The sequence below is a fragment of the Kitasatospora sp. NPDC098652 genome (genome assembly GCF_044760155.1).
Lineage (GTDB): Bacteria > Actinomycetota > Actinomycetes > Streptomycetales > Streptomycetaceae > Kitasatospora.
The window spans coordinates 57,245-75,265 of sequence record NZ_JBIWAQ010000007.1; the positions used below are offsets into that span (position 1 = coordinate 57,245).

General features: G+C 72.1%; 14 protein-coding genes. 10 read left to right on the plus strand and 4 right to left on the minus strand.

What is annotated here, in order from left to right; all coding sequences use genetic code 11:
- Positions 1 to 218 precede the first annotated feature (218 nt).
- Positions 219 to 746, plus strand: a complete 528-nt coding sequence (locus tag ACIQWA_RS17620) for a hypothetical protein (RefSeq protein ID WP_402483425.1) — start codon at positions 219 to 221, stop codon at positions 744 to 746.
- A gap of 26 nt (positions 747 to 772) precedes the next feature.
- On the opposite strand, the gene wecB is transcribed toward ACIQWA_RS17620, so the two are convergent.
- Entirely contained in the window at positions 773 to 1,966 is a 1,194-nt protein-coding gene (wecB, locus tag ACIQWA_RS17625) for a non-hydrolyzing UDP-N-acetylglucosamine 2-epimerase (RefSeq protein WP_402483428.1), read from the minus strand.
- 61 nt (positions 1,967 to 2,027) lie between these two features.
- On the minus strand, positions 2,028 to 3,461 hold the full coding sequence (locus ACIQWA_RS17630) for a glycosyltransferase (protein ID WP_402483430.1): 1,434 nt from the start codon (positions 3,459 to 3,461) through the stop codon (positions 2,028 to 2,030).
- A 230-nt stretch (positions 3,462 to 3,691) separates the two neighbouring features.
- Between ACIQWA_RS17630 and ACIQWA_RS17635 the strand changes: the two genes are divergently transcribed.
- The 8 genes from ACIQWA_RS17635 (at position 3,692) to rodA (ending at position 12,607) form a co-directional block, all read left to right on the plus strand.
- Positions 3,692 to 5,083, plus strand: a complete 1,392-nt coding sequence (locus ACIQWA_RS17635; RefSeq protein ID WP_360228909.1) for a folylpolyglutamate synthase/dihydrofolate synthase family protein — start codon at positions 3,692 to 3,694, stop codon at positions 5,081 to 5,083.
- Position 5,084: 1 nt separating this feature from the next.
- Positions 5,085 to 5,426, plus strand: coding sequence for a DUF4233 domain-containing protein (locus ACIQWA_RS17640; protein ID WP_402483434.1), 342 nt, complete (start codon positions 5,085 to 5,087; stop codon positions 5,424 to 5,426).
- Positions 5,427 to 5,570: 144 nt separating this feature from the next.
- Positions 5,571 to 5,984, plus strand: a complete 414-nt coding sequence (gene ndk / locus ACIQWA_RS17645; protein WP_396235982.1) for a nucleoside-diphosphate kinase — start codon at positions 5,571 to 5,573, stop codon at positions 5,982 to 5,984.
- Positions 5,985 to 6,301: 317 nt separating this feature from the next.
- Positions 6,302 to 7,327, plus strand: a complete 1,026-nt coding sequence (locus ACIQWA_RS17650) for a rod shape-determining protein (protein WP_360228991.1) — start codon at positions 6,302 to 6,304, stop codon at positions 7,325 to 7,327.
- 97 nt (positions 7,328 to 7,424) lie between these two features.
- Complete coding sequence (gene mreC, locus ACIQWA_RS17655) at positions 7,425 to 8,378, plus strand: rod shape-determining protein MreC (protein ID WP_360228900.1); 954 nt, start codon at positions 7,425 to 7,427, stop codon at positions 8,376 to 8,378.
- Between the two features lie 3 nt (positions 8,379 to 8,381).
- On the plus strand, positions 8,382 to 9,023 hold the full coding sequence (gene mreD, locus ACIQWA_RS17660) for a rod shape-determining protein MreD (RefSeq protein ID WP_360228897.1): 642 nt from the start codon (positions 8,382 to 8,384) through the stop codon (positions 9,021 to 9,023).
- Between the two features lie 63 nt (positions 9,024 to 9,086).
- Positions 9,087 to 11,411, plus strand: coding sequence for a penicillin-binding protein 2 (gene mrdA, locus ACIQWA_RS17665; protein WP_402483437.1), 2,325 nt, complete (start codon positions 9,087 to 9,089; stop codon positions 11,409 to 11,411).
- The gene (rodA, locus tag ACIQWA_RS17670) at positions 11,408 to 12,607 is read left to right on the plus strand and encodes a rod shape-determining protein RodA (RefSeq protein ID WP_402483440.1); all 1,200 of its coding nucleotides are present in this window, start codon (positions 11,408 to 11,410) and stop codon (positions 12,605 to 12,607) included. Before mrdA ends, rodA begins: the two co-directional genes overlap by 4 nt.
- A gap of 150 nt (positions 12,608 to 12,757) precedes the next feature.
- On the opposite strand, the gene ACIQWA_RS17675 is transcribed toward rodA, so the two are convergent.
- Positions 12,758 to 14,065, minus strand: coding sequence for a M14 family zinc carboxypeptidase (locus tag ACIQWA_RS17675; protein WP_402483443.1), 1,308 nt, complete (start codon positions 14,063 to 14,065; stop codon positions 12,758 to 12,760).
- Between the two features lie 452 nt (positions 14,066 to 14,517).
- On the opposite strand from ACIQWA_RS17675, the gene ACIQWA_RS17680 reads away from it, so the two are divergent.
- Positions 14,518 to 16,446 (plus strand): TIGR03960 family B12-binding radical SAM protein, encoded by a 1,929-nt coding sequence (locus tag ACIQWA_RS17680; protein WP_402483446.1) that lies wholly within the window; start codon positions 14,518 to 14,520, stop codon positions 16,444 to 16,446.
- On the opposite strand, the gene ACIQWA_RS17685 is transcribed toward ACIQWA_RS17680, so the two are convergent.
- The gene (locus ACIQWA_RS17685; protein WP_402483449.1) at positions 16,436 to 17,938 is read right to left on the minus strand and encodes a recombinase family protein; all 1,503 of its coding nucleotides are present in this window, start codon (positions 17,936 to 17,938) and stop codon (positions 16,436 to 16,438) included. The genes ACIQWA_RS17680 and ACIQWA_RS17685 overlap by 11 nt on opposite strands.
- Positions 17,939 to 18,021 lie beyond the last annotated feature (83 nt).

Sequence of the window (18,021 nt, forward strand, 5' to 3'; positions counted from 1 at the left end):
CGCCGAAACGGCCGCTACGCCTAATAGAGCAGCAACATTGCTCCCTTCCGGCGAATATTCATCCTGGACCGGGTGAGGTCCTATTCCGAGCGAATTGATTCCGGTCTTGCCCGCGCGCGTTCGCAGAAGTTTCCAGGTCGGATGTGTACGGTGTGCTCGAAGTTTCCGAAGGTGTTTCTGCTGAGCGTTCCTGCTGAGCGACGGACGGGAGGCATGGCGTGGTGGTGGTGACCGAGGAGTTGGCCCAGGAACTGCCTGCCGAGGCGGTCGAGGAGGCCAAGGCCAGGGCGGCGACCCTGCTGCTCGCCTTCCGCCACGGCAACCAGCTCGCGTTCGACCACGAGTTGGACCTGCTGATGACGGAGAACGCCGAGCGGGAGGTGACCACCCTGCTCACCTGGATCGCCGCCGAGGCCGTCCGCAAGGCGTACGCCCCCGAGGTCGGCGACCGGGTGCTGCGGGCGATGGCCCGTCGGGCCCCGCAGGACAGCGCCGCCGTCCAGGTGGACGAGGAGAGCGCGAACGCGGCCCAGCTGATCGAGGCGGTCGCGGACGGCCGGGTGGCCGAGGTCCGCGGCCTGGTCGCGGCGACGGCGGACACCACCTTCCTGCTCGGCGGTCTGCTGCAGGGCGTCGCGATGATGCTGCCGCTGCTGCCCGAGGGTGAACTGGCCGAGATCACGGCCGAGTTGCGCCGTCGGCACGGCGGCTCCGCGCACGTCCCGGAGGCCCGGGCCGGGGTCTGACCCACCAGTCCGGCTGTCAGGAGTCCCTATGCGGCCAGCGGGGCCGCCTGGACGGTGGCGCGGTCGGCGGCCCCGGCGTCCTCGGCCAGGGCGTCCCCGGCCCCGGCGTCCTCGGCCAGGGCGGCGGTCAGTGCGGCGATCCGGGCCGAGGCGCGGCCGTCGCCGTACGGGCTCGGGGTGGCGGCCAGCCGGGCCAGCCGCTCGGGGGTGTCGGACAGCCAGCCGCGGGCCAGCTCGCCGAGCTCCTCGCCGGGCCGCACCAGCGCGGCGAAGCCGGCGTCGACGGCCTCCGGGCGCTCGGTGGAGCGGCGCACCACCAGCAGCGGACGGCCGAGCACGGTGCACTCCTCCTGTACGCCGCCGGAGTCGGAGACCAGCAGCGCCGCGTGGCTCGCCAGGCCCAGGAAGTCGCCGTAGCCGACCGGTTCGGTGACGGCCAGGCGCTCCAGCAGGGCGCCCAGGGCGAAGCGCTCGACGGCGGCCCGGGTGCGCGGGTGCATCGGGAACAGCACCGGGGTGCCGGCCCGGGCGATCCGGTCCAGCTCGGCGAGCACGGCGCCGAGCGCCTCGGCGGTGTCGGTGTTCTCCGGGCGGTGCACGGTGGCCAGCACGTACCCGTCCGGGCGCAGCCCGTGCGCGGCGAGCAGCGCGGCGCGGGCGTCGGCGTCGGGCAGTTGACGGCGGACCACCTCGACGACGGTGTTGCCGGTGAGCGCGATCCGCCCCCGGTCGAGGGACTCGGCGCGCAGGTTGGCGACGTTGTCCTCGGTGGCGGCGCAGAGCAGGTCGGAGACGTGGTCGACCATCACCCGGTTGTGCTCCTCGGGCATCGCGCGGTCGTAGCTGCGCAGCCCGGCCTCGACGTGCACCAGCGGGATCTCCCGGGCGTTGGCGGCCAGCGCCCCGGCGAGGGTGGCGTTGGTGTCGCCCTGGACGACGACGGCGGCGGGGCGGTCCTCGGCGAAGGCGGCGTCCAGCTGGCCGAGGGACTGGGCGATCTGCCCGGCCCGGGGCCGGCCGCCGACGCCGGTGAGCAGCTCGGGCGCGGGCAGGTCGAGGTCGCGCAGGAAGCGGCCGGACATCGCCTCGTCCCAGTGCTGGCCGGTGTGCACCAGCCGGGTGGCCTCGCCGAGTTCGTGGATCAGCGGGGCGAGTTTGACCAGCTCGGGGCGGGTGCCGAGGACGACGGCGACGCTGTTCGGGGGCAGGCACATGCTCATGCGGGGGCTCCGGGAGGACGGCGCGGGGGTGGGGAGGCGGCGCGGGGCGGGGAGTGGGGGTTCAGGATTCGAGCGCGGTGGGGGCGCCGACGGCGACCTTCTCGGCGTTGCGCCGGGTCTTGGCCCAGCCGTTGCGGCCGAGCAGCAGTCGGACGGCGGCCCGGGCGGCGACCACGAAGAGGTGGTAGGCGTAGAGCCAGACCAGGACGCCCCAGAGCAGTCCGGTGAGCCGACTGCGGTCCGGGTGGACGGCCCTGCGGTAGGCGAGGCCCCAGAACACCATCGGCAGGGTGGCGAGCACGAAGGCGAGCAGCATCCACGGGCCGAACCGGAGCTGGAACTCGATGGTCTCGGCGGGGAAGAGCACCAGCCCGGCGGCGGTGATGGCGAGCGAGAGCGGAAACAGCAGCACCAGCAGGACGCAGACCACCGGCTGGAGGAAGGTGTAGAGCACCTCGGCCTTGCCGCAGGCCCGGTAGTGCGGGGAGCGCAGCACCCGGCCGGTGTAGCGCAGGCACTGCATGTTGCCCTGGGCCCAGCGGGTGCGCTGGGTGAGGAAGCGGCGCAGGGAGATCAGGCCCTCCTGGGAGACCTGGGCCTCGGTGACGTGGGTGAGCCGCCAGCCGGCCAGGCGCAGCTCGAGGCCGGACTCGTAGTCCTCCAGGAGGGCGCGCTCGGGCCAGGGGCGGCCGGCCCGGCCCTCCTCGGTGGTGAGCGAGTCGAGGGCGGTGAGCCGGACGAACTGGCCGTTGCCGCCGAGGCCGACGCTGCCGGTGCGGCGGCGCAGCAGCTGCATGCCGGCGTTGTTGGCCTGGAACTCGACGTCCTGCATCCGGACCAGGGTGCGGGCGAGGGCGTTGGCGGTGCGGCCGCGGCCGGGCAGCGGGCGTTCGTCGTCGGCGTTGCGCATCCGGACGCCGATCTGGACGGCGCCGGTGTCGGGGCGGCCGAGGGCCTCGGGGTTGCAGACCTGGCCGAGGGTGCCGGGGTCGAGCTGTCCGTCGGCGTCGACCACGCCGATGACCACCTCGGAGCGGTCGGTGGACTCGGGGAGCCAGGCGGAGATCTCGCGGTAGGCGGCGTTGAGCGCGGCGCCCTTGCCGATCCGGGCGTGCGGGCGGCGGCGCTGGACGAGGTGGATCCGCGGGTCGCGGGCCGCGGCGGCGAGGACGAGTTCGCGGGTGGCGTCCTCGCTGTCGTCGTCGATCACCCAGAGGTGGGCCTCGGGCGCGCTGGCCCGCAGGCCGTCCAGGGTCTGGGTGACCACGGCCTCCTCGTCGCGGCAGGGGATGACCAGGTGCCACTGGAGGGTGGCGGGGTCGCCGGGCGGGGAGGGGCGGTTGTGCCGGAAGGCGTGGCGGGAGCCGGCCCAGTACACGAGGAAGCGTCCGAAGACGAGGGCCAGGTAGCCGACGAGGGCCAGGGAGATCAGTCCGGCGAACCAGACGACGGCGTCCTGGCGGAGCACGATCCAGTCGTGCAGGGCGTCGGGCATGGCGCAGTGCTCCTCATGATCAAAGGCTGTTGGCTCCTATGGCTTGCGAATCGATGCTCCATTGCCGTCAAAACTCGCCAAATCGATAGTAAAGGGAGCAAACTCAAGAAGTAAGGCAAAGACGGGGCAAAGTGGCCGTTCTCACCCGTCGCCCGCCGCGCCGCCGTCCCGTCGGCGCCGTACCCCTCGCCCTGTGGGGCCGGGCCGCCGCCGCTCCGTAGACTGTGGTCGTGAGCGACAAGGCCGACCCGAATCCGTACACCCTCCGCCCCTCCGACGACAGCACCGGCGACGCCCTGCGCGACGTCGAACTGGAGCTCTCCAAGCGCTGGCCGGAGAACAAGCTGGAGCCCTCGCTCGACCGGATCGAGGCGCTGATGGACATCCTGGGCCAGCCCCAGCGGTCCTTCCCCTCCATCCACATCACCGGCACCAACGGCAAGACCTCCACCGCCCGGATGATCGAGCAGCTGCTCAACACCTTCGAGCTGCGCACCGGCCGCTACACCAGCCCGCACGTGGAGAGCGTCACCGAGCGGATCACCCTGGACGGCCTCCCGATCAGCCCGGAGCGCTTCGTCGAGGTCTACCGCGACATCGAGCCCTACGTGCAGATGGTCGACGCCGCCCAGCCCGTCCCGATGTCCTTCTTCGAGGTGCTCACCGGCATGGCCTACGCGGCCTTCGCCGACGCGCCGGTGGACGTCGGGGTGGTCGAGGTCGGCATGGGCGGCTCCTGGGACGCCACCAACGTCATCGACTCCGCCGTGGCCGTGATCACCCCGATCGGGCTGGACCACACCGACAAGCTCGGCAACACCACCGGCGAGATCGCGGTCGAGAAGTCCGGGATCATCAAGTCCGGTGCCGTCGCCGTGGTCGCCCAGCAGCAGCTGGACGCCGCCCAGGTCATCCTGCGCCGGGCCGTCGAGGTGGACGCCACGGTCGCCCGCGAGGGCCTGGAGTTCGGCGTGATCCGCCGTGAGCTCGCCGTCGGCGGCCAGCTGGTGACGCTGCGCGGGCTCGGCGGCGAGGAGTACGAGGACGTCTTCCTCCCGCTGCACGGCGAGTACCAGGCGCACAACGCGGCGCTGGCGCTGGCCGCGGTCGAGGCCTTCTTCGGCGTCGGCGGCGCCCGCGGCGGTCAGCTGGACGTGGACAAGGTCCGCCAGGGCTTCTCCGGCGTGTCCTCGCCGGGCCGCCTGGAGATCGTCCGCCGCAGCCCCACGATCATCCTGGACGCCGCGCACAACCCGCACGGCGCCCGGGCCACCGTCGCCGCGATCTCCGAGTCCTTCGGCTTCACCCGCCTGGTCGGCGTGATCGGGACCTCGGGGGACAAGGACGTGGCCGGCGTGCTGGAGGCCTTCGAGCCGATCCTGGCCGAGGTCGTCATCACCCAGAACTCCACCCACCGCGCCATGGACGTGGACGCCCTCGCGGCCCTGGCCGTGGAGATCTTCGGCGACGACCGCGTCCAGGTCGAGCCCCGCCTCGACGACGCCATCGCCGCGGCCGTCACCCTGGCCGAGGAGGAGGGCGACCTCGGCGGCGCCGGGGTGCTGGTCACCGGTTCGGTCATCACGGTGGGCGAGGCCCGCCTGCTGCTCGGGAGGAAGTGACATGAGGACGCTCTGCTCCTCGACGCTGATCGGCGAAGCGCTCCTGATCATGTTCGCGGCGCTGGTCGCGATGCAGCTCTCCAGCGTCTCGACGGCCACCGTGTGGATCGTCAGCGGCATCGCGATGGCGCTGTGCATCGCGCTCTGCGGCATGATCAACCGCCCCGGCGCGGTGCAGATCGGCTGGGCGCTGCAGATCGGCCTGATCGCCAGCGGCTTCGTCCTGCCGACCATGTTCGGCCTCGGCGTGGTCTTCGCCGGCCTGTGGTGGTGCTCGGTGCACTACGGCCGCAAGGTCGACGAGTTCAAGGCCGCCCGCGCCGCCGAGGCCCAGGCCGCCTGACCCCGGTCGGGGGTCCAGGCCGTGTGGCCCCGGTCGGGGGCCCAGGCCGCCTGACCCCGGTCGGGGGCGCGACCGACCGGTCGTTCACGCAAGGTAACCTCTGCCCCATACCGCATGTCGTACCAGATCACCAGGAGACGCACCGTGTCCCAGCGCACTCTCGTCCTGCTCAAGCCCGACGCCGTCCGCCGCGGCCTGGCGGGCGAGATCATCAGCCGCATCGAGCGCAAGGCCGGCTGGCAGCTGACCGCGGTCGAGCTGCGCACCTTCGACCGGGAGACCCTGGAGACGCACTACGCCGAGCACGTCGGCCGCCCGTTCTACGAGCCGCTGCTGGAGTTCATGACCTCCGGCCCGTCGATCGCGATGATCGTCGAGGGCGAGGAGGTCGTGAAGGGCATCCGGATGCTGGCCGGCGCCACCAACCCGCTGGAGGCCGGCTCCGGCACCATCCGCGGCGACTACGCGACGATCACCCGCGAGAACCTGATCCACGCCTCCGACTCCCCGGAGTCCGCCGAGCGCGAGATCAAGATCTTCTTCCCCGCGCACGCCTGATCCGGCGGGCGGCACGCCCGGCAGGACCTTCGCACCGCCCCGGTCGGGACCATTGGCCCGGCCGGGGCATTCTTATCGTGAAATAGGGAACTGGGAACGCCGACACGGCGTCCCAATGCTCGGAGAAGCGATCACGCTCCGGACAATGGACGGTATGCCCCGCGTCGATGTCCGTGCCGTGCGGCGTGACTACGATGGACGCGACTCAAGGGCCCGGTACGGCAGCTCAGCTGGTCTCCGCCCAAGCGTGGGCGCGCATCCGTCCACCCTCAAGAACTCCGAGCCCGGGAAGGCACCCACACCCCATGGCGAGCAACCTGTCGTTCATCGGCCGCGACTTGGCGATCGACCTCGGAACAGCCAACACGCTGGTGTACGTCAGGGGCAAGGGGATCGTCCTCAACGAGCCGTCCGTCGTCGCGGTCAACACCAACACCGGCGGCATCCTGGCGGTCGGCGCCGAGGCCAAGAAGATGATCGGCCGCACGCCCGGCAACATCGTCGCCATCCGCCCGCTCAAGGACGGCGTGATCGCCGACTTCGAGATCACCGAGCGGATGCTGCGCTACTTCATCCTCAAGATCCACCGCCGCCGCTACCTGGCCCGCCCGCGGGTCGTGGTCTGCGTGCCCTCCGGCATCACCGGCGTCGAGCGCCGCGCCGTCATCGAGGCCTCCTCGCAGGCCGGCGCCCGCCAGGTCCACATCATCGAGGAGCCGATGGCCGCCGCGATCGGCGCCGGCCTGCCCGTCCACGAGGCCACCGGCAACATGGTCGTCGACATCGGCGGCGGCACCACCGAGGTCGCCGTCATCTCCCTCGGCGGCATCGTCACCGCCCAGTCCATCCGGGTGGCCGGCGACGAGCTGGACAACGCGATCGTCCAGCACATCAAGAAGGAGTACTCGCTCCTCCTCGGCGAGCGCAGCGCCGAACAGATCAAGATGAGCATCGGCAGCGCCTTCGGCCTGGAGGGCGAGAAGGACGAGCACGCCGAGATCCGCGGCCGCGACCTGGTCAGCGGCCTGCCCAAGACCGTCGTCATCTCCGCCGCCGAGGTCCGCGCCGCCATCGACGAGCCGGTCAACTCGATCATCGACGCGGTCAAGACCACCCTCGACCAGTGCCCGCCCGAACTGGCCGGCGACGTCATGGACCGCGGCATCGTGCTCACCGGCGGCGGCGCCCTGCTGCGCGGCCTGGACGAGCGGCTGCGCCGCGAGACCGGCATGCCGATCCACATCGCCGAGAACCCGCTCGACTCCGTCGCGCTCGGCTCCGGCAAGTGCGTCGAGGAGTTCGAGGCGCTCCAGCAGGTACTGGACGCCTCTCCGCGCCGTTAGCACCACGACGACCATTCCGAGACTCAACTGAACGGGCCGCCGCCCGGGCCCCACAGCCCCGGGCGGCCGCCAGGTACGAAGGGGCAGTACCAGCACCGTGAGGGACACACGAGAGAGCCGGCTGCTGCTCATCCTGCTGGTGGCCGTCGCCTTCGCGCTCATCACCGTGGACATCAAGGGCGGTGAGGACTCCCCGCTCGGCCCGGCCCGGCACGCCGCCGCGAAGGTTCTCGGCCCGGTCGAGCGCGGCGCCGCCACCGTCGTGGACCCGGTCGCGAACACCGTCCGCGCCTTCCGCGACGCCGCCACCGACAGCGGCCGCACCGACCAGCTCGCCCGCGAGAACACCGAACTGCGGCAGAAGCTCGCCTCCTCCGACATGGCCACCGGGCGCACCAAGCAGCTGGACGACCTGCTGCGCACCGCCGGCGCCGGCGGCTACACCGTCAAGGCCGCCCAGGTCATCGCGATCGGCCCGGCCCAGGGCTTCTCCTGGACCATCACCGTCGACGCCGGCAGCGACGACGGCCTCACCCGCGACATGACCGTCATCAACGGCCAGGGCCTGGTCGGCCGGATCACCACCGTCGGCCCGACCACCGCCACCGTGCTGCTCGCCTCCGACCCCGGCTTCTCGGCCGGCACCCGGCTGGAGGGCAGCGGCGAGATCGGCTTCGCCTCCGGCGGCGGCGACAGCCCGATGAAGGTCTCCCTGCTCAACGGGAAGGCCCAGGTCAAGACCGGCGACCGGCTGGTCACCTTCGGCTCGCAGAGCGGCCGCCCGTTCGTGCCCGGCGTCCCGGTCGGCAAGGTCGTCGAGGTCCAGGCCAACGCCGGCCAGCTGACCAAGACCGTCCTGGTCGAGCCCTTCGTCCAGTTCACCCGGCTGGACCTGGTCGGCGTGGTTGTCGTGCCCCCGCGCACCGACCCGCGCGACGCCGTGCTGCCGCCCGCCCCCACCCCGGGGCAGAGCCAGGCCCCGGCCGCGCCCGCCCAGCCGCAGGCCTCCGCGCCCGCCGCCCCGCCCGCCAAGCCCACTGGGGGGAACTGAGCCATGCGCCTCGCCCGCATCCCCGTCTCCGCCGTCCTGATCCTGCTCGGCCTGATCCTCCAGGTCAGCGTCCTCGGCCGGCTCCAGCTCCCGGGAGCCACCCCGGACATACTGCTGCTCGTCGTGGTCGGCCTGGCCATGGTCTACGGGCCGACCGGCGGCTGCCTGGTCGGCTTCTCGGCCGGCCTGCTGGCCGACCTCGCACCGCCCTCCGACCACGCGATCGGCCGCTACGCCCTGGTGCTCTGCCTGATGGGCTACGCCGCCGGGCTGCTGCGCCCCGAGCACGGCCGCCAGCGCTCCGTCTCCAGCGCGCTGCTGGTGGTCGGCGCCGCGGCGATCGCCTCCACCCTGCTGTACGCGATGGTCGGCGCCCTGGTCGGCGACACCGCGGCCCGGCACGTCGGCCTCGGCGGCCTGGTGATCAGCGCCCTGCTGTACGACCTGCTGCTGGCCCCGTTCGTGGTGCCGCTGGTGATGCTGTTCGGCCGCCGTTTCGGCCGCGACCCGGTGTCCGCCGCCAGCGACGACGACGAGGGCGGCCCGGGTCTGGGCACGCTGGCCCGCTACCGCACCACCCGCGAGGTCTCCAGCGGCCCGTCGTACAAGAAGCGGCGCGTGCCCGGCTTCGCCCGACGCCCGTAGCCGGCCGGTCCAGGCCCGCCCCCAGACCTCCTGACCCTCCCGCACCCCTGGAGCGCACGAGACGTGAGCAACATCCCCGAGACCGGCCGTACCCGGCGGGTGACGATCCGTCTGGTGGTGCTGCAGATCCTGGTGCTGTCGCTGCTCGCCACCCTGGGCGGACGGCTCTGGTACCTGCAGATCCGCAACGCCAAGGAGTACACCGCCAAGGCGACCGGCAACCACATCCGCGAGGTGGTCGAACCGGCCGTCCGCGGCGAGATCCTGGACGCCTCCGGGCGGATCCTGGCCGGCAACGAGACCCGGCTGGTGGTCTCCGTCAGCCGCACCTCGCTGCTCCAGCAGAAGGACGGCGGCAAGGGGGTGCTCGGCCGGCTCGCCGACGTGCTCGGGATGCCTGCCAAGGACGTCCAGGAGAAGGTCCGGCTCTGCGACGCCAAGACCCCGCAGCCCTGCTGGAACGGTTCTCCCTACCAGCCGATCCCGGTCACCAAGGAGGCGACCACCCAGCAGGCGATGCAGATAATGGAGCGCCGCGAGGACTTCCCCGGGGTCACCGCGCAGCCCACCGCCGTACGCCGCTACACCGGCGCCGAGGGCGCCAACATGGCCCAGGTGCTCGGCTACCTCTCGCCGGTCACCGACGACGAGGTCAGCAAGACCGCCGACAAGAGCGGCCTGGACCGCTACCTGCCGGCCGACCAGATCGGCCGGGCCGGCCTGGAGTCGGTGTACGACCGCGACCTGCGCGGCACCGCCGGCATCACCAAGCTGGAGGTCGACAACCTCGGCCGGGTGATCGGCACCGCCGGCACCGTCGCCCCGCAGACCGGCAACAACCTGGTCACCAGCATCGACGCCCGGGTGCAGAAGGTCGTCGAGGACAACCTGGCGCAGGCCATGACCGACGCCCGGAACACCTTCGACAAGGTCACCAACCGCAACTACGAGGCCGACTCCGGCGCCGCCGTCGTGATGGACGTGCACACCGGCCGGATCGTCGCGATGGCCAGCGCCCCGACCTACGACCCCAACCTCTGGGTGGGCGGCATCAGCGGCAAGGACTACCAGTCGCTGACCAGCAAGGACTCCAACTTCCCGCTGCTGAACCGGGCCATACAGGGTCAGTCCGCCCCCGGCTCGACCTTCAAGGTCGTCTCCACCACCGCCGCCGTGCAGGCCGGCTACTCGCTGGACGGCAGCTACCCGTGCCCCAAGAGCCTCACCATCGGCGGGCGCGAGTTCAAGAACTTCGAGAGCGAGAACTTCGGCTCCATCTCCCTGGAGAAGGCGCTGGAGGTCTCCTGCGACACCGTCTTCTACGGCCTGGCGTACGACCAGTGGATGAAGGACGGCGGCATCAAGCCGAAGAACCCGGGCGACTGGTTCTTCAAGACCGCCCACGAGTTCGGCCTCGGCGCCAAGACCGGCATCGACCTGCCGGCCGAGGTCCCCGGCCGGGTGCCGGACCGGCAGTGGAAGCAGTCCTTCTACGACAACAACAAGGACGCCTGGTGCGCCCAGGCGCAGAAGGGCGGCAACAGCTTCTCGGACCAGATCGCCCGGGAGAACTGCGTCGACGGCTACCAGATGCGCGCCGGTGACGCCGTCAACTTCGCGATCGGCCAGGGCGACACCCTCGTCACCCCGGTCCAGATGGCCCGGATCTACTCGGCGCTGGCCAACGGCGGCACCTTCTACCGGCCGACCATCGCCAAGGCGGTGATAAGCCCGGGCGGGGACCTCGTCCGTGACATCGCCCCGCACGAGGACGCCAAGTTCCCCGGCGACCAGAAGCTGCTCAGCTACATCGACCAGGCCACCGCCGGCGTCATCACCAGCGGCACCGCCGCCTGGAAGTTCGCCGGGGCCGGCTGGCCGCAGAACAAGATCGAGCTGCACGCCAAGACCGGCACCGCCGAGGTCGAGGGCAAGCAGACCACCTCCTGGCTGACCACGTACAGCAAGGACTACGCCGTCGTCATGACGATCAGCCAGGGCGGCACCGGCTCCGGCGGCTCCGGCGACGCCGTGCGCCGGATCTACCAGGCGCTGTACGGGGTGGACGACAAGGGCAACATCGACAACAGCAAGGCGCTGCTGCCCACGCCGCAGGGCCAGCTGCCGAAGTTCAACCCGGACGGCACCGCGATCATCAAGCCGGCCTCGTACGACGCCGGTGCGGCCCAGGGGGCCTCCAGCGCGCAGCTCGCGCCGCTCGCCCCGGCCGTAGCGGCTGTAGCGGCCGGTCACGCCGCCCCGGCGCAGGCGGACGCCGCCCCGGCGGCGGCCTTCCTCGACCCGGCACCCCCGGCCGACAGCCCGGCGTCGTACACCGCGGCCGCCGCGGCCCTCGAACCGAACCGCCCGGGAAGGGGACGGGCATGACCTCCTACGGCTCGTACCGGCAGCTGCGGCTGACCCCGCAGCGCAGCGGGGTCTCCAAGGCCCTGGCCAAGGACTCCCCGCTCTGGCGGCTGGACTGGATACTGCTGTTGGCGGGCCTCGCCCTCTCGCTCGTCGGCTCACTGCTGGTCTGGTCGGCCACCCGCGGGCGCGACAACCTCACCCACGGGGACCCGCAGTACTTCCTCTACCGGCACCTGACGAACTTCGTGATCGGCCTGGTGCTGTGCGCCGTGGTGATAGCGATAGGAGCCCGGCGGGTCCGCACCCTGGTGCCCTTCGTCTACGTCGGCGTGATCCTGCTGCTGCTGGCGACGCTCAGCCCGATCGGCTCGACCGTCAACGGCGCCCACTCGTGGATCCAGCTCGGCGGCGGCTTCTCCGTCCAGCCGGCCGAGTTCGCGAAGGTCGCCATCCTGCTGGCGATGGCCGTCGTGCTGTCGGACCAGGTCGACGCGGGGGAGCGGGAGTTCCCCTCGCACCGGGCGGTGTTCCGAGGCCTGATCTGGGCCTGCCTGCCGATGGGCCTGGTGCTGCTGATGCCGGACGCCGGGTCCGTCATGGTGATGTCCGCGATCGTGCTCGGCATCCTGCTCGGCTCCGGCGCCGCCAACCGCTGGGTGCTCGGCATCCTGGCGCTCGGCGTCAGCGGGAGCATCGCGATCTGGAAGCTCGGGCTGCTCAGCCAGTACCAGATCGACCGCTTCGCCGCCTTCGCCAACCCGCAGCTCGACCCCAACGGCGTCGGCTACAACACCGCCCAGGCCCGGATCGCGATCGGCTCGGGCGGGCTGACCGGCAAGGGGCTGTTCCACGGCACCCAGACCATCGGGCAGTTCGTGCCGGAGCAGCAGACCGACTTCGTGTTCACCGTCGCCGGTGAGGAGCTGGGCTTCGTCGGGGCGCTGGCGATCATCGCGCTGGTCGGCGTGATCCTCTGGCGGGCCTGCCGGATCGCCCGCCAGGCCACCGACCTGTACGGGACGATCGTGGCGGCGGGGATCATCGCTTGGTTCTCCTTCCAGGCCTTCGAGAACATCGGGATGTGCCTGGGCATCATGCCGGTCGCGGGCATCCCGCTGCCCTTCGTCTCCTACGGCGGCTCCTCGATGTTCGCGGTCTGGATCGGCATCGGGCTGCTCCAGGCGGTGCGCAGCCAGCGGCCGATAGCGGCCTGAGCCGTCGGCTCGCTGGGGCTGTCGGCTCCCCAGGGCCGTCAGTCGAGGGCCGTCAGTCCAGGGCCGTCAGTCCAGGGCGTCAGTCCAGGGCCGGTCCGGATCCTTCCGGGCCGGCCCTTCGCCTTGCCAGGAGCGGGAGTTGACGCTGCGTCAGGTGACTTGCAGCAGGCAGTCGGCGGCGGCCAGGACCGCCCGGGTCTGGTGGGCCAGCTGCTCCTGGACCGGCACCCAACGGGCACCGAAGCGGTGCCGCAGCCGGTCCAGGCTGTCCGCGACGACGGCGCGGGCGCGCTCCCGGGTGGCCTCGGCGGCCGGGCCGCGGGCGTCGGCGAGCAGCCGCAGCAGGACCGAGGCGACCCGCAGCGGCAGCCGGGCGGCGACCAGCCCGGCGGTGGTCGCCCGGGCGGCGCTCAGCGGGCCGGGGCACCACAGCTCCAGCCACTCGGCGGCCATCCGAGGGGCCACCGCCAGGTTGAACTCGGCGGTGCGCACCAGCGGGCCGTACGCCTCCCGGGCCTGGCCCGGGACACGGGCGAGCAGCGCGTCCAACTGCTCGGTGCGCAGGGTGAGCTCGTGGGCCGCCTCGCCGACGGCCCGCGGCCCGGCCGGATGGATCCGGGCGTCGCCGACCGCGTCCACGGCCCACATCGGGACCTCGAGGACGGCGGTCACCCCGCCGTACCGGGCCGCGTACGACCAGGTGGACAGCTCGGGCTCGTCCGGCAGCGCCCGGGGGGTGCCGGCGCTGCCGGGCGGCGGCATCAGATAGGTGCCGGGAGCGGGGCTGGACCAGCCGACCGCGTCGTAGGAGTCCACGTCGAGCGGGATGCCGGCCCGGTCCGCGGAGCGCGCGAAGCGCTCGGCCAGGCCGGGCACCGGGCCGGTCAGCTGGACGAAGGCGCCGCCGAAGTCCACCCCGTGCAGCGAGCACTGCAGGAACGGGCGCAGCTCGTCGATCAGCCCGGTCAGGGCCAGGCTCTCCGGCATCGGCGGGCGGCCGGAGTCGGGGGCGGGCAGCAGTTCCGGCTGCTCCTCGAAGGCGGGGCGGAAGAAGTGCTCGTAGTGGCGGCGCATGGTGAGCGGGCCGTCCAGCCAGCCGGCGTTGAGGGCGGCGCCGTCCGGGTCCAGGCAGAGCAGCAGGTGCCAGGACAGGCCGGGCCGGGCGGGGTGCTCCAGCAGCACCTCGGCCAGCCGGACGGCGGCGGCGGTGCCGATCGGCTCGTTCGGGTGCGGGCCGCCGACCACCAGGGCGGCGCGCGGCCCGCGGTCCACCGAGAGCAGCAGCAGCGGGCGCCCGGCCCGGGAGCGGCCCACCTCGCGCAGCCGGCAGCGGTCGGGGTGGCGCAGGGCGAGGCGGCGGGCCGCGCTCTCGGCCTGGGCCGCGGTCGGGTAGCGGGCCGGCCGGGCGTCGGGGGCGCGCAGGGCCAGGGGCCGGACCCGCCGACCGGTGTCGGTCATGGTTCTCCTTGCGACCGGTCGCACGGCCGCCGGGGCGCGCGGGCGTGCCGCGCCGCCGGACGCGGCCTGCGGGCCGGGGGGACGGGCTCCGCGGGGCCTGGGGAGGGGGCCGCGCGGGGACGGGGGAGGGCGTGCTGGGGCGAGCGGGCCGCCGGGGAGTCGGCGTTGGCCGAGCGTACGACCCAACTCCCGTCTCCGGAAGGGGTACAGGGCCTTGGGCAGGGCCCTGTCAGTACCGCACGGGCGTTCCGGGCGTGTCAACGGCGGACCGGGCCGGGCGGCGGGCGCGCACCGCGCGTGCCGGGGCGGTCACCGGCGGGCGCCGACCGCGCCGGGGCGCACCGGCGGGCGACCGCCCCGGGCGGGTCGTTCCCCGGATTGGGCTACCCTTGAGGGTCACCCCTCCCGTGCCGACTCGCGGCACCGAATCACGTCGTAAGGGTTCCTAGTACATGACTGTCGAATCGGTCTTCCCACGCCTGGAGGCCCTCCTCCCGCACGTCCAGAAGCCGATCCAGTACGTCGGCGGCGAGCTCAACTCGACCGTCAAGGACTGGGACGCCTGCGACGTCCGCTGGGCGCTGATGTACCCCGACGCCTACGAGGTCGGGCTGCCCAACCAGGGCGTCATGATCCTCTACGAGGTGCTGAACGAGCGCGAGGGCGTGCTGGCCGAGCGCACCTACAGCGTCTGGCCGGACCTCGAGGCGCTGATGCGTGAGCACCAGGTGCCGCAGTTCACGGTGGACGCCCACCGCCCGGTCAAGGCCTTCGACGTGTTCGGGCTGTCGTTCTCCACCGAGCTCGGCTACACCAACATGCTGACCGCGCTCGACCTGGCCGGCATCCCGCTGGAGGCCAAGGACCGCACCGACGAGGACCCGATCGTCCTGGCCGGCGGCCACGCGGCGTTCAACCCGGAGCCGATCGCGGACTTCCTGGACTGCGCGGTGATCGGCGACGGCGAGCAGGCCGTCCTCGACATCACGGAGATCATCCGCGCCTGGAAGGCCGAGGGCCGCCCGGGCGGGCGCGACGAGCTGCTGCTGCGCCTGGCGCGCACCGGCGGGGTGTACGTGCCGAAGTTCTACGACGTGGAGTACCTGGCCGACGGCCGGATCGCCCGTGTCGTGCCGAACGCCCCGGGCGTGCCGTGGCGGGTGTCCAAGCACACCGTGATGGACCTGGACGAGTGGCCGTACCCCAAGCAGCCGCTGGTCCCGCTCGCGGAGACGGTGCACGAGCGGATGTCCGTGGAGATCTTCCGCGGCTGCACCCGCGGCTGCCGCTTCTGCCAGGCCGGCATGATCACGCGCCCCGTGCGGGAGCGAAGCATCACCGGCATCGGCGAGATGGTCGAACGCGGGCTCAAGGCGACCGGCTTCGAGGAGGTCGGCCTGCTGTCGCTGTCCAGCGCCGACCACACCGAGATCGGTGACATCGCCAAGGGGCTGGCCGACCGCTACACCGAGGACAAGATCGGCCTGTCGCTGCCGTCCACCCGCGTCGACGCCTTCAACATCGACCTCGCCAACGAGCTGTCCCGCAACGGGCGCCGCTCGGGCCTCACCTTCGCCCCCGAGGGCGGCAGCGAGCGCATGCGCAAGGTGATCAACAAGATGGTGTCGGAGGAGGACCTGATCCGCACCGTCGCCACCGCGTACGGCAACGGCTGGCGCCAGGTGAAGCTGTACTTCATGTGCGGCCTGCCCACCGAGACCGACGAGGACGTGCTCCAGATCGGCGAGATGGCGAAGAACGTCATCCAGAAGGGCCGCGAGGTCACCGGCCAGAACGACATCCGCTGCACCGTCTCCATCGGCGGGTTCGTGCCCAAGCCGCACACCCCGTTCCAGTGGGCCCCGCAGCTGTCCGCCGAGGCCACCGACGCCCGCCTGGCCAAGCTGCGCGACTCCATCCGCGGTGACCGCAAGTACGGCAAGAACATCGGCTACCGCTACCACGACGGCAAGCCCGGCATCGTCGAGGGCCTGCTCTCCCGCGGCGACCGCCGGATCGGCGCGGTCATCCGCGCGGTCTACGAGGACGGCGGCCGCTTCGACGGCTGGCGCGAGTACTTCTCGTACGACCGCTGGATGCTCGCCGCCGAGAAGGGCCTGGCCGGCACCGGCGTCGACGTCGACTGGTACACCACCCGCGAGCGCTCCTACGAGGAGGTGCTGCCCTGGGACCACCTGGACAGCGGCCTCGACAAGGACTGGCTGTGGGAGGACTGGCAGGACGCCCTGGAGGAGGTCGAGGTCGACGACTGCCGCTGGACGCCGTGCTTCGACTGCGGCGTGTGCCCCCAGCTCGGCCTCGACATCCAGATCGGCCCGACGGGCAAGAAGCTGCTCCCCCTGACGGTCGTCAACAAGTAGCGCCGCGCCCGTTCCGTCGGCCCCGCCCCGATGCGGGGCCGACGGCGTCGACGGGACCGTCCGCGAACGCGTCCCGCTTGACGATCAGGCCCTCCTCCGCGTCCGGCGGGACGGCCAACTCCAACCCCACCTCGGGCGCTCGCTGCCCGGAAACCTTCGTTCGACGGACACGACAGACGACCCGCGCCCGACGAAGGTCGTCCGCCATCGTCGCGGTTCCCTCCCGGTGCCACCGGTCGCGGAAGGTCTCGCCGCTCGATGACAGTGTCCAGCAGGGTCGCGTGGGCCCGTCATCCCCGCCCGTCCCGGTCTGGTACTCCCGAACGTGGACGGGAAGATCCCCCAGCCTGGTCATGACGTCGGCGAAGAGTCTTTCGTACACGGCGCCCGGTTGCGGAGCTCCCAGACCTCCGCTCGGACAGGTGCGGCAGCGCAGATAGGCGTACGTGCGTTGATTTGTCCGCGTTCGCTGGACCGTCATGTTGGTGTCGCAGTCGGCACACACCAGGACTCCCAGGAACTCGGTCGCGCCGCCAGGGCTCCGGCGCGGCTGAGGGGTGGCCCTGCTGGCGAGGGCCGCCTGCAGCGCCTGCCACTCCGGCTCGCTGAAGATCGGTTCTGCCACCCGGACAGGGTCGCCGTTTCGGTCGCGCACGATTCTCGACCGGCGGGTGCGTGCCTCCGTGTCCATCTCGACCCGCCACCCGCGCAGCGCCGGGTTCCGCAACCGCCGCAAGAGCGTTGCGGCAGTCCACCGTCCTCCGCCGCCGGTGGGGATCCCGGCTCGGAGGAGCACCGCGGCCATCCGGCGTGCCGAGACCCCGCGCAGAGCCGCGCCGTAGCACCAGCGCAGCACGCGGTGGGCTGCGGCCTCCACGACGAGCTTCCCGGCGGCGTTCGTCGTGTAGCCGTAGGGGGGTTTGCCGACAAGCCAGTCGGACTGGGTCTTCGCGTACGCCCAGAGACTGGTGATGCGCGTGCTGGTGCCTCCTGCCTCGAGCTCCGCAACACTGCCGATCACCTTGGCGAGTTCTTTGCCCGCGGCCGTGGACAGATCGATGACCTCGTGCTTCGAGACAAGGTTCTTCCCGTGGTCCGCGCACCACGCGATCATGACGTCGAGGTCGGTCAGACGGCGGACGAAGCGGTCCAGCTTCCAGAAGAGCAGGACGTCGAAGTCGGGGGCCCGGTCATTCAGCCAGCGGCCGAGCTGCCGACGCTTCCACGGCGGGACCCGGGTCGCGGAGGCGTTCAGGTCACTGGCGACCCCGACGACGCGGAAACCGCGCTCCCGGGCCAGTAGCCGTAGATCGAGTTCCTGGCGTACCGGCGATGTGGTGTCGGTGGTGAAGGCCGAGAGCCTCACCGACAGGAGAGCGCGAGGTGCATTTCGAGGCAGTCGCTCTTCCTCCTTCAGCAATTCGTCGCGGAGTGCGAGGTCGTTCTCGCGCCAGTGCGCCTGCGGTGCGGGCCGCATCGATTCCGTGTTCACAGCCCGACCAACGAGGCAGCCGGGCGCCGGATGTGGCCCTGTCGGTTTTTGTCCCCAGATGGACACCCAGATCCAGATCGGCC

Excerpts from the sequence above, each read along its gene's own strand:
- wecB (WP_402483428.1), bottom strand. The coding sequence starts at position 1,966 with ATGAGCATGTGCCTGCCCCCGAACAGCGTCGCCGTCGTCCTCGGCACC.
- ACIQWA_RS17630 (WP_402483430.1), bottom strand. The coding sequence starts at position 3,461 with ATGCCCGACGCCCTGCACGACTGGATCGTGCTCCGCCAGGACGCCGTC.
- ACIQWA_RS17640 (WP_402483434.1), top strand. The coding sequence starts at position 5,085 with ATGAGGACGCTCTGCTCCTCGACGCTGATCGGCGAAGCGCTCCTGATC.
- mreD (WP_360228897.1), top strand. The coding sequence starts at position 8,382 with ATGCGCCTCGCCCGCATCCCCGTCTCCGCCGTCCTGATCCTGCTCGGC.
- rodA (WP_402483440.1), top strand. The coding sequence starts at position 11,408 with ATGACCTCCTACGGCTCGTACCGGCAGCTGCGGCTGACCCCGCAGCGC.
- ACIQWA_RS17675 (WP_402483443.1), bottom strand. The coding sequence starts at position 14,065 with ATGACCGACACCGGTCGGCGGGTCCGGCCCCTGGCCCTGCGCGCCCCC.
- ACIQWA_RS17680 (WP_402483446.1), top strand. The coding sequence starts at position 14,518 with ATGACTGTCGAATCGGTCTTCCCACGCCTGGAGGCCCTCCTCCCGCAC.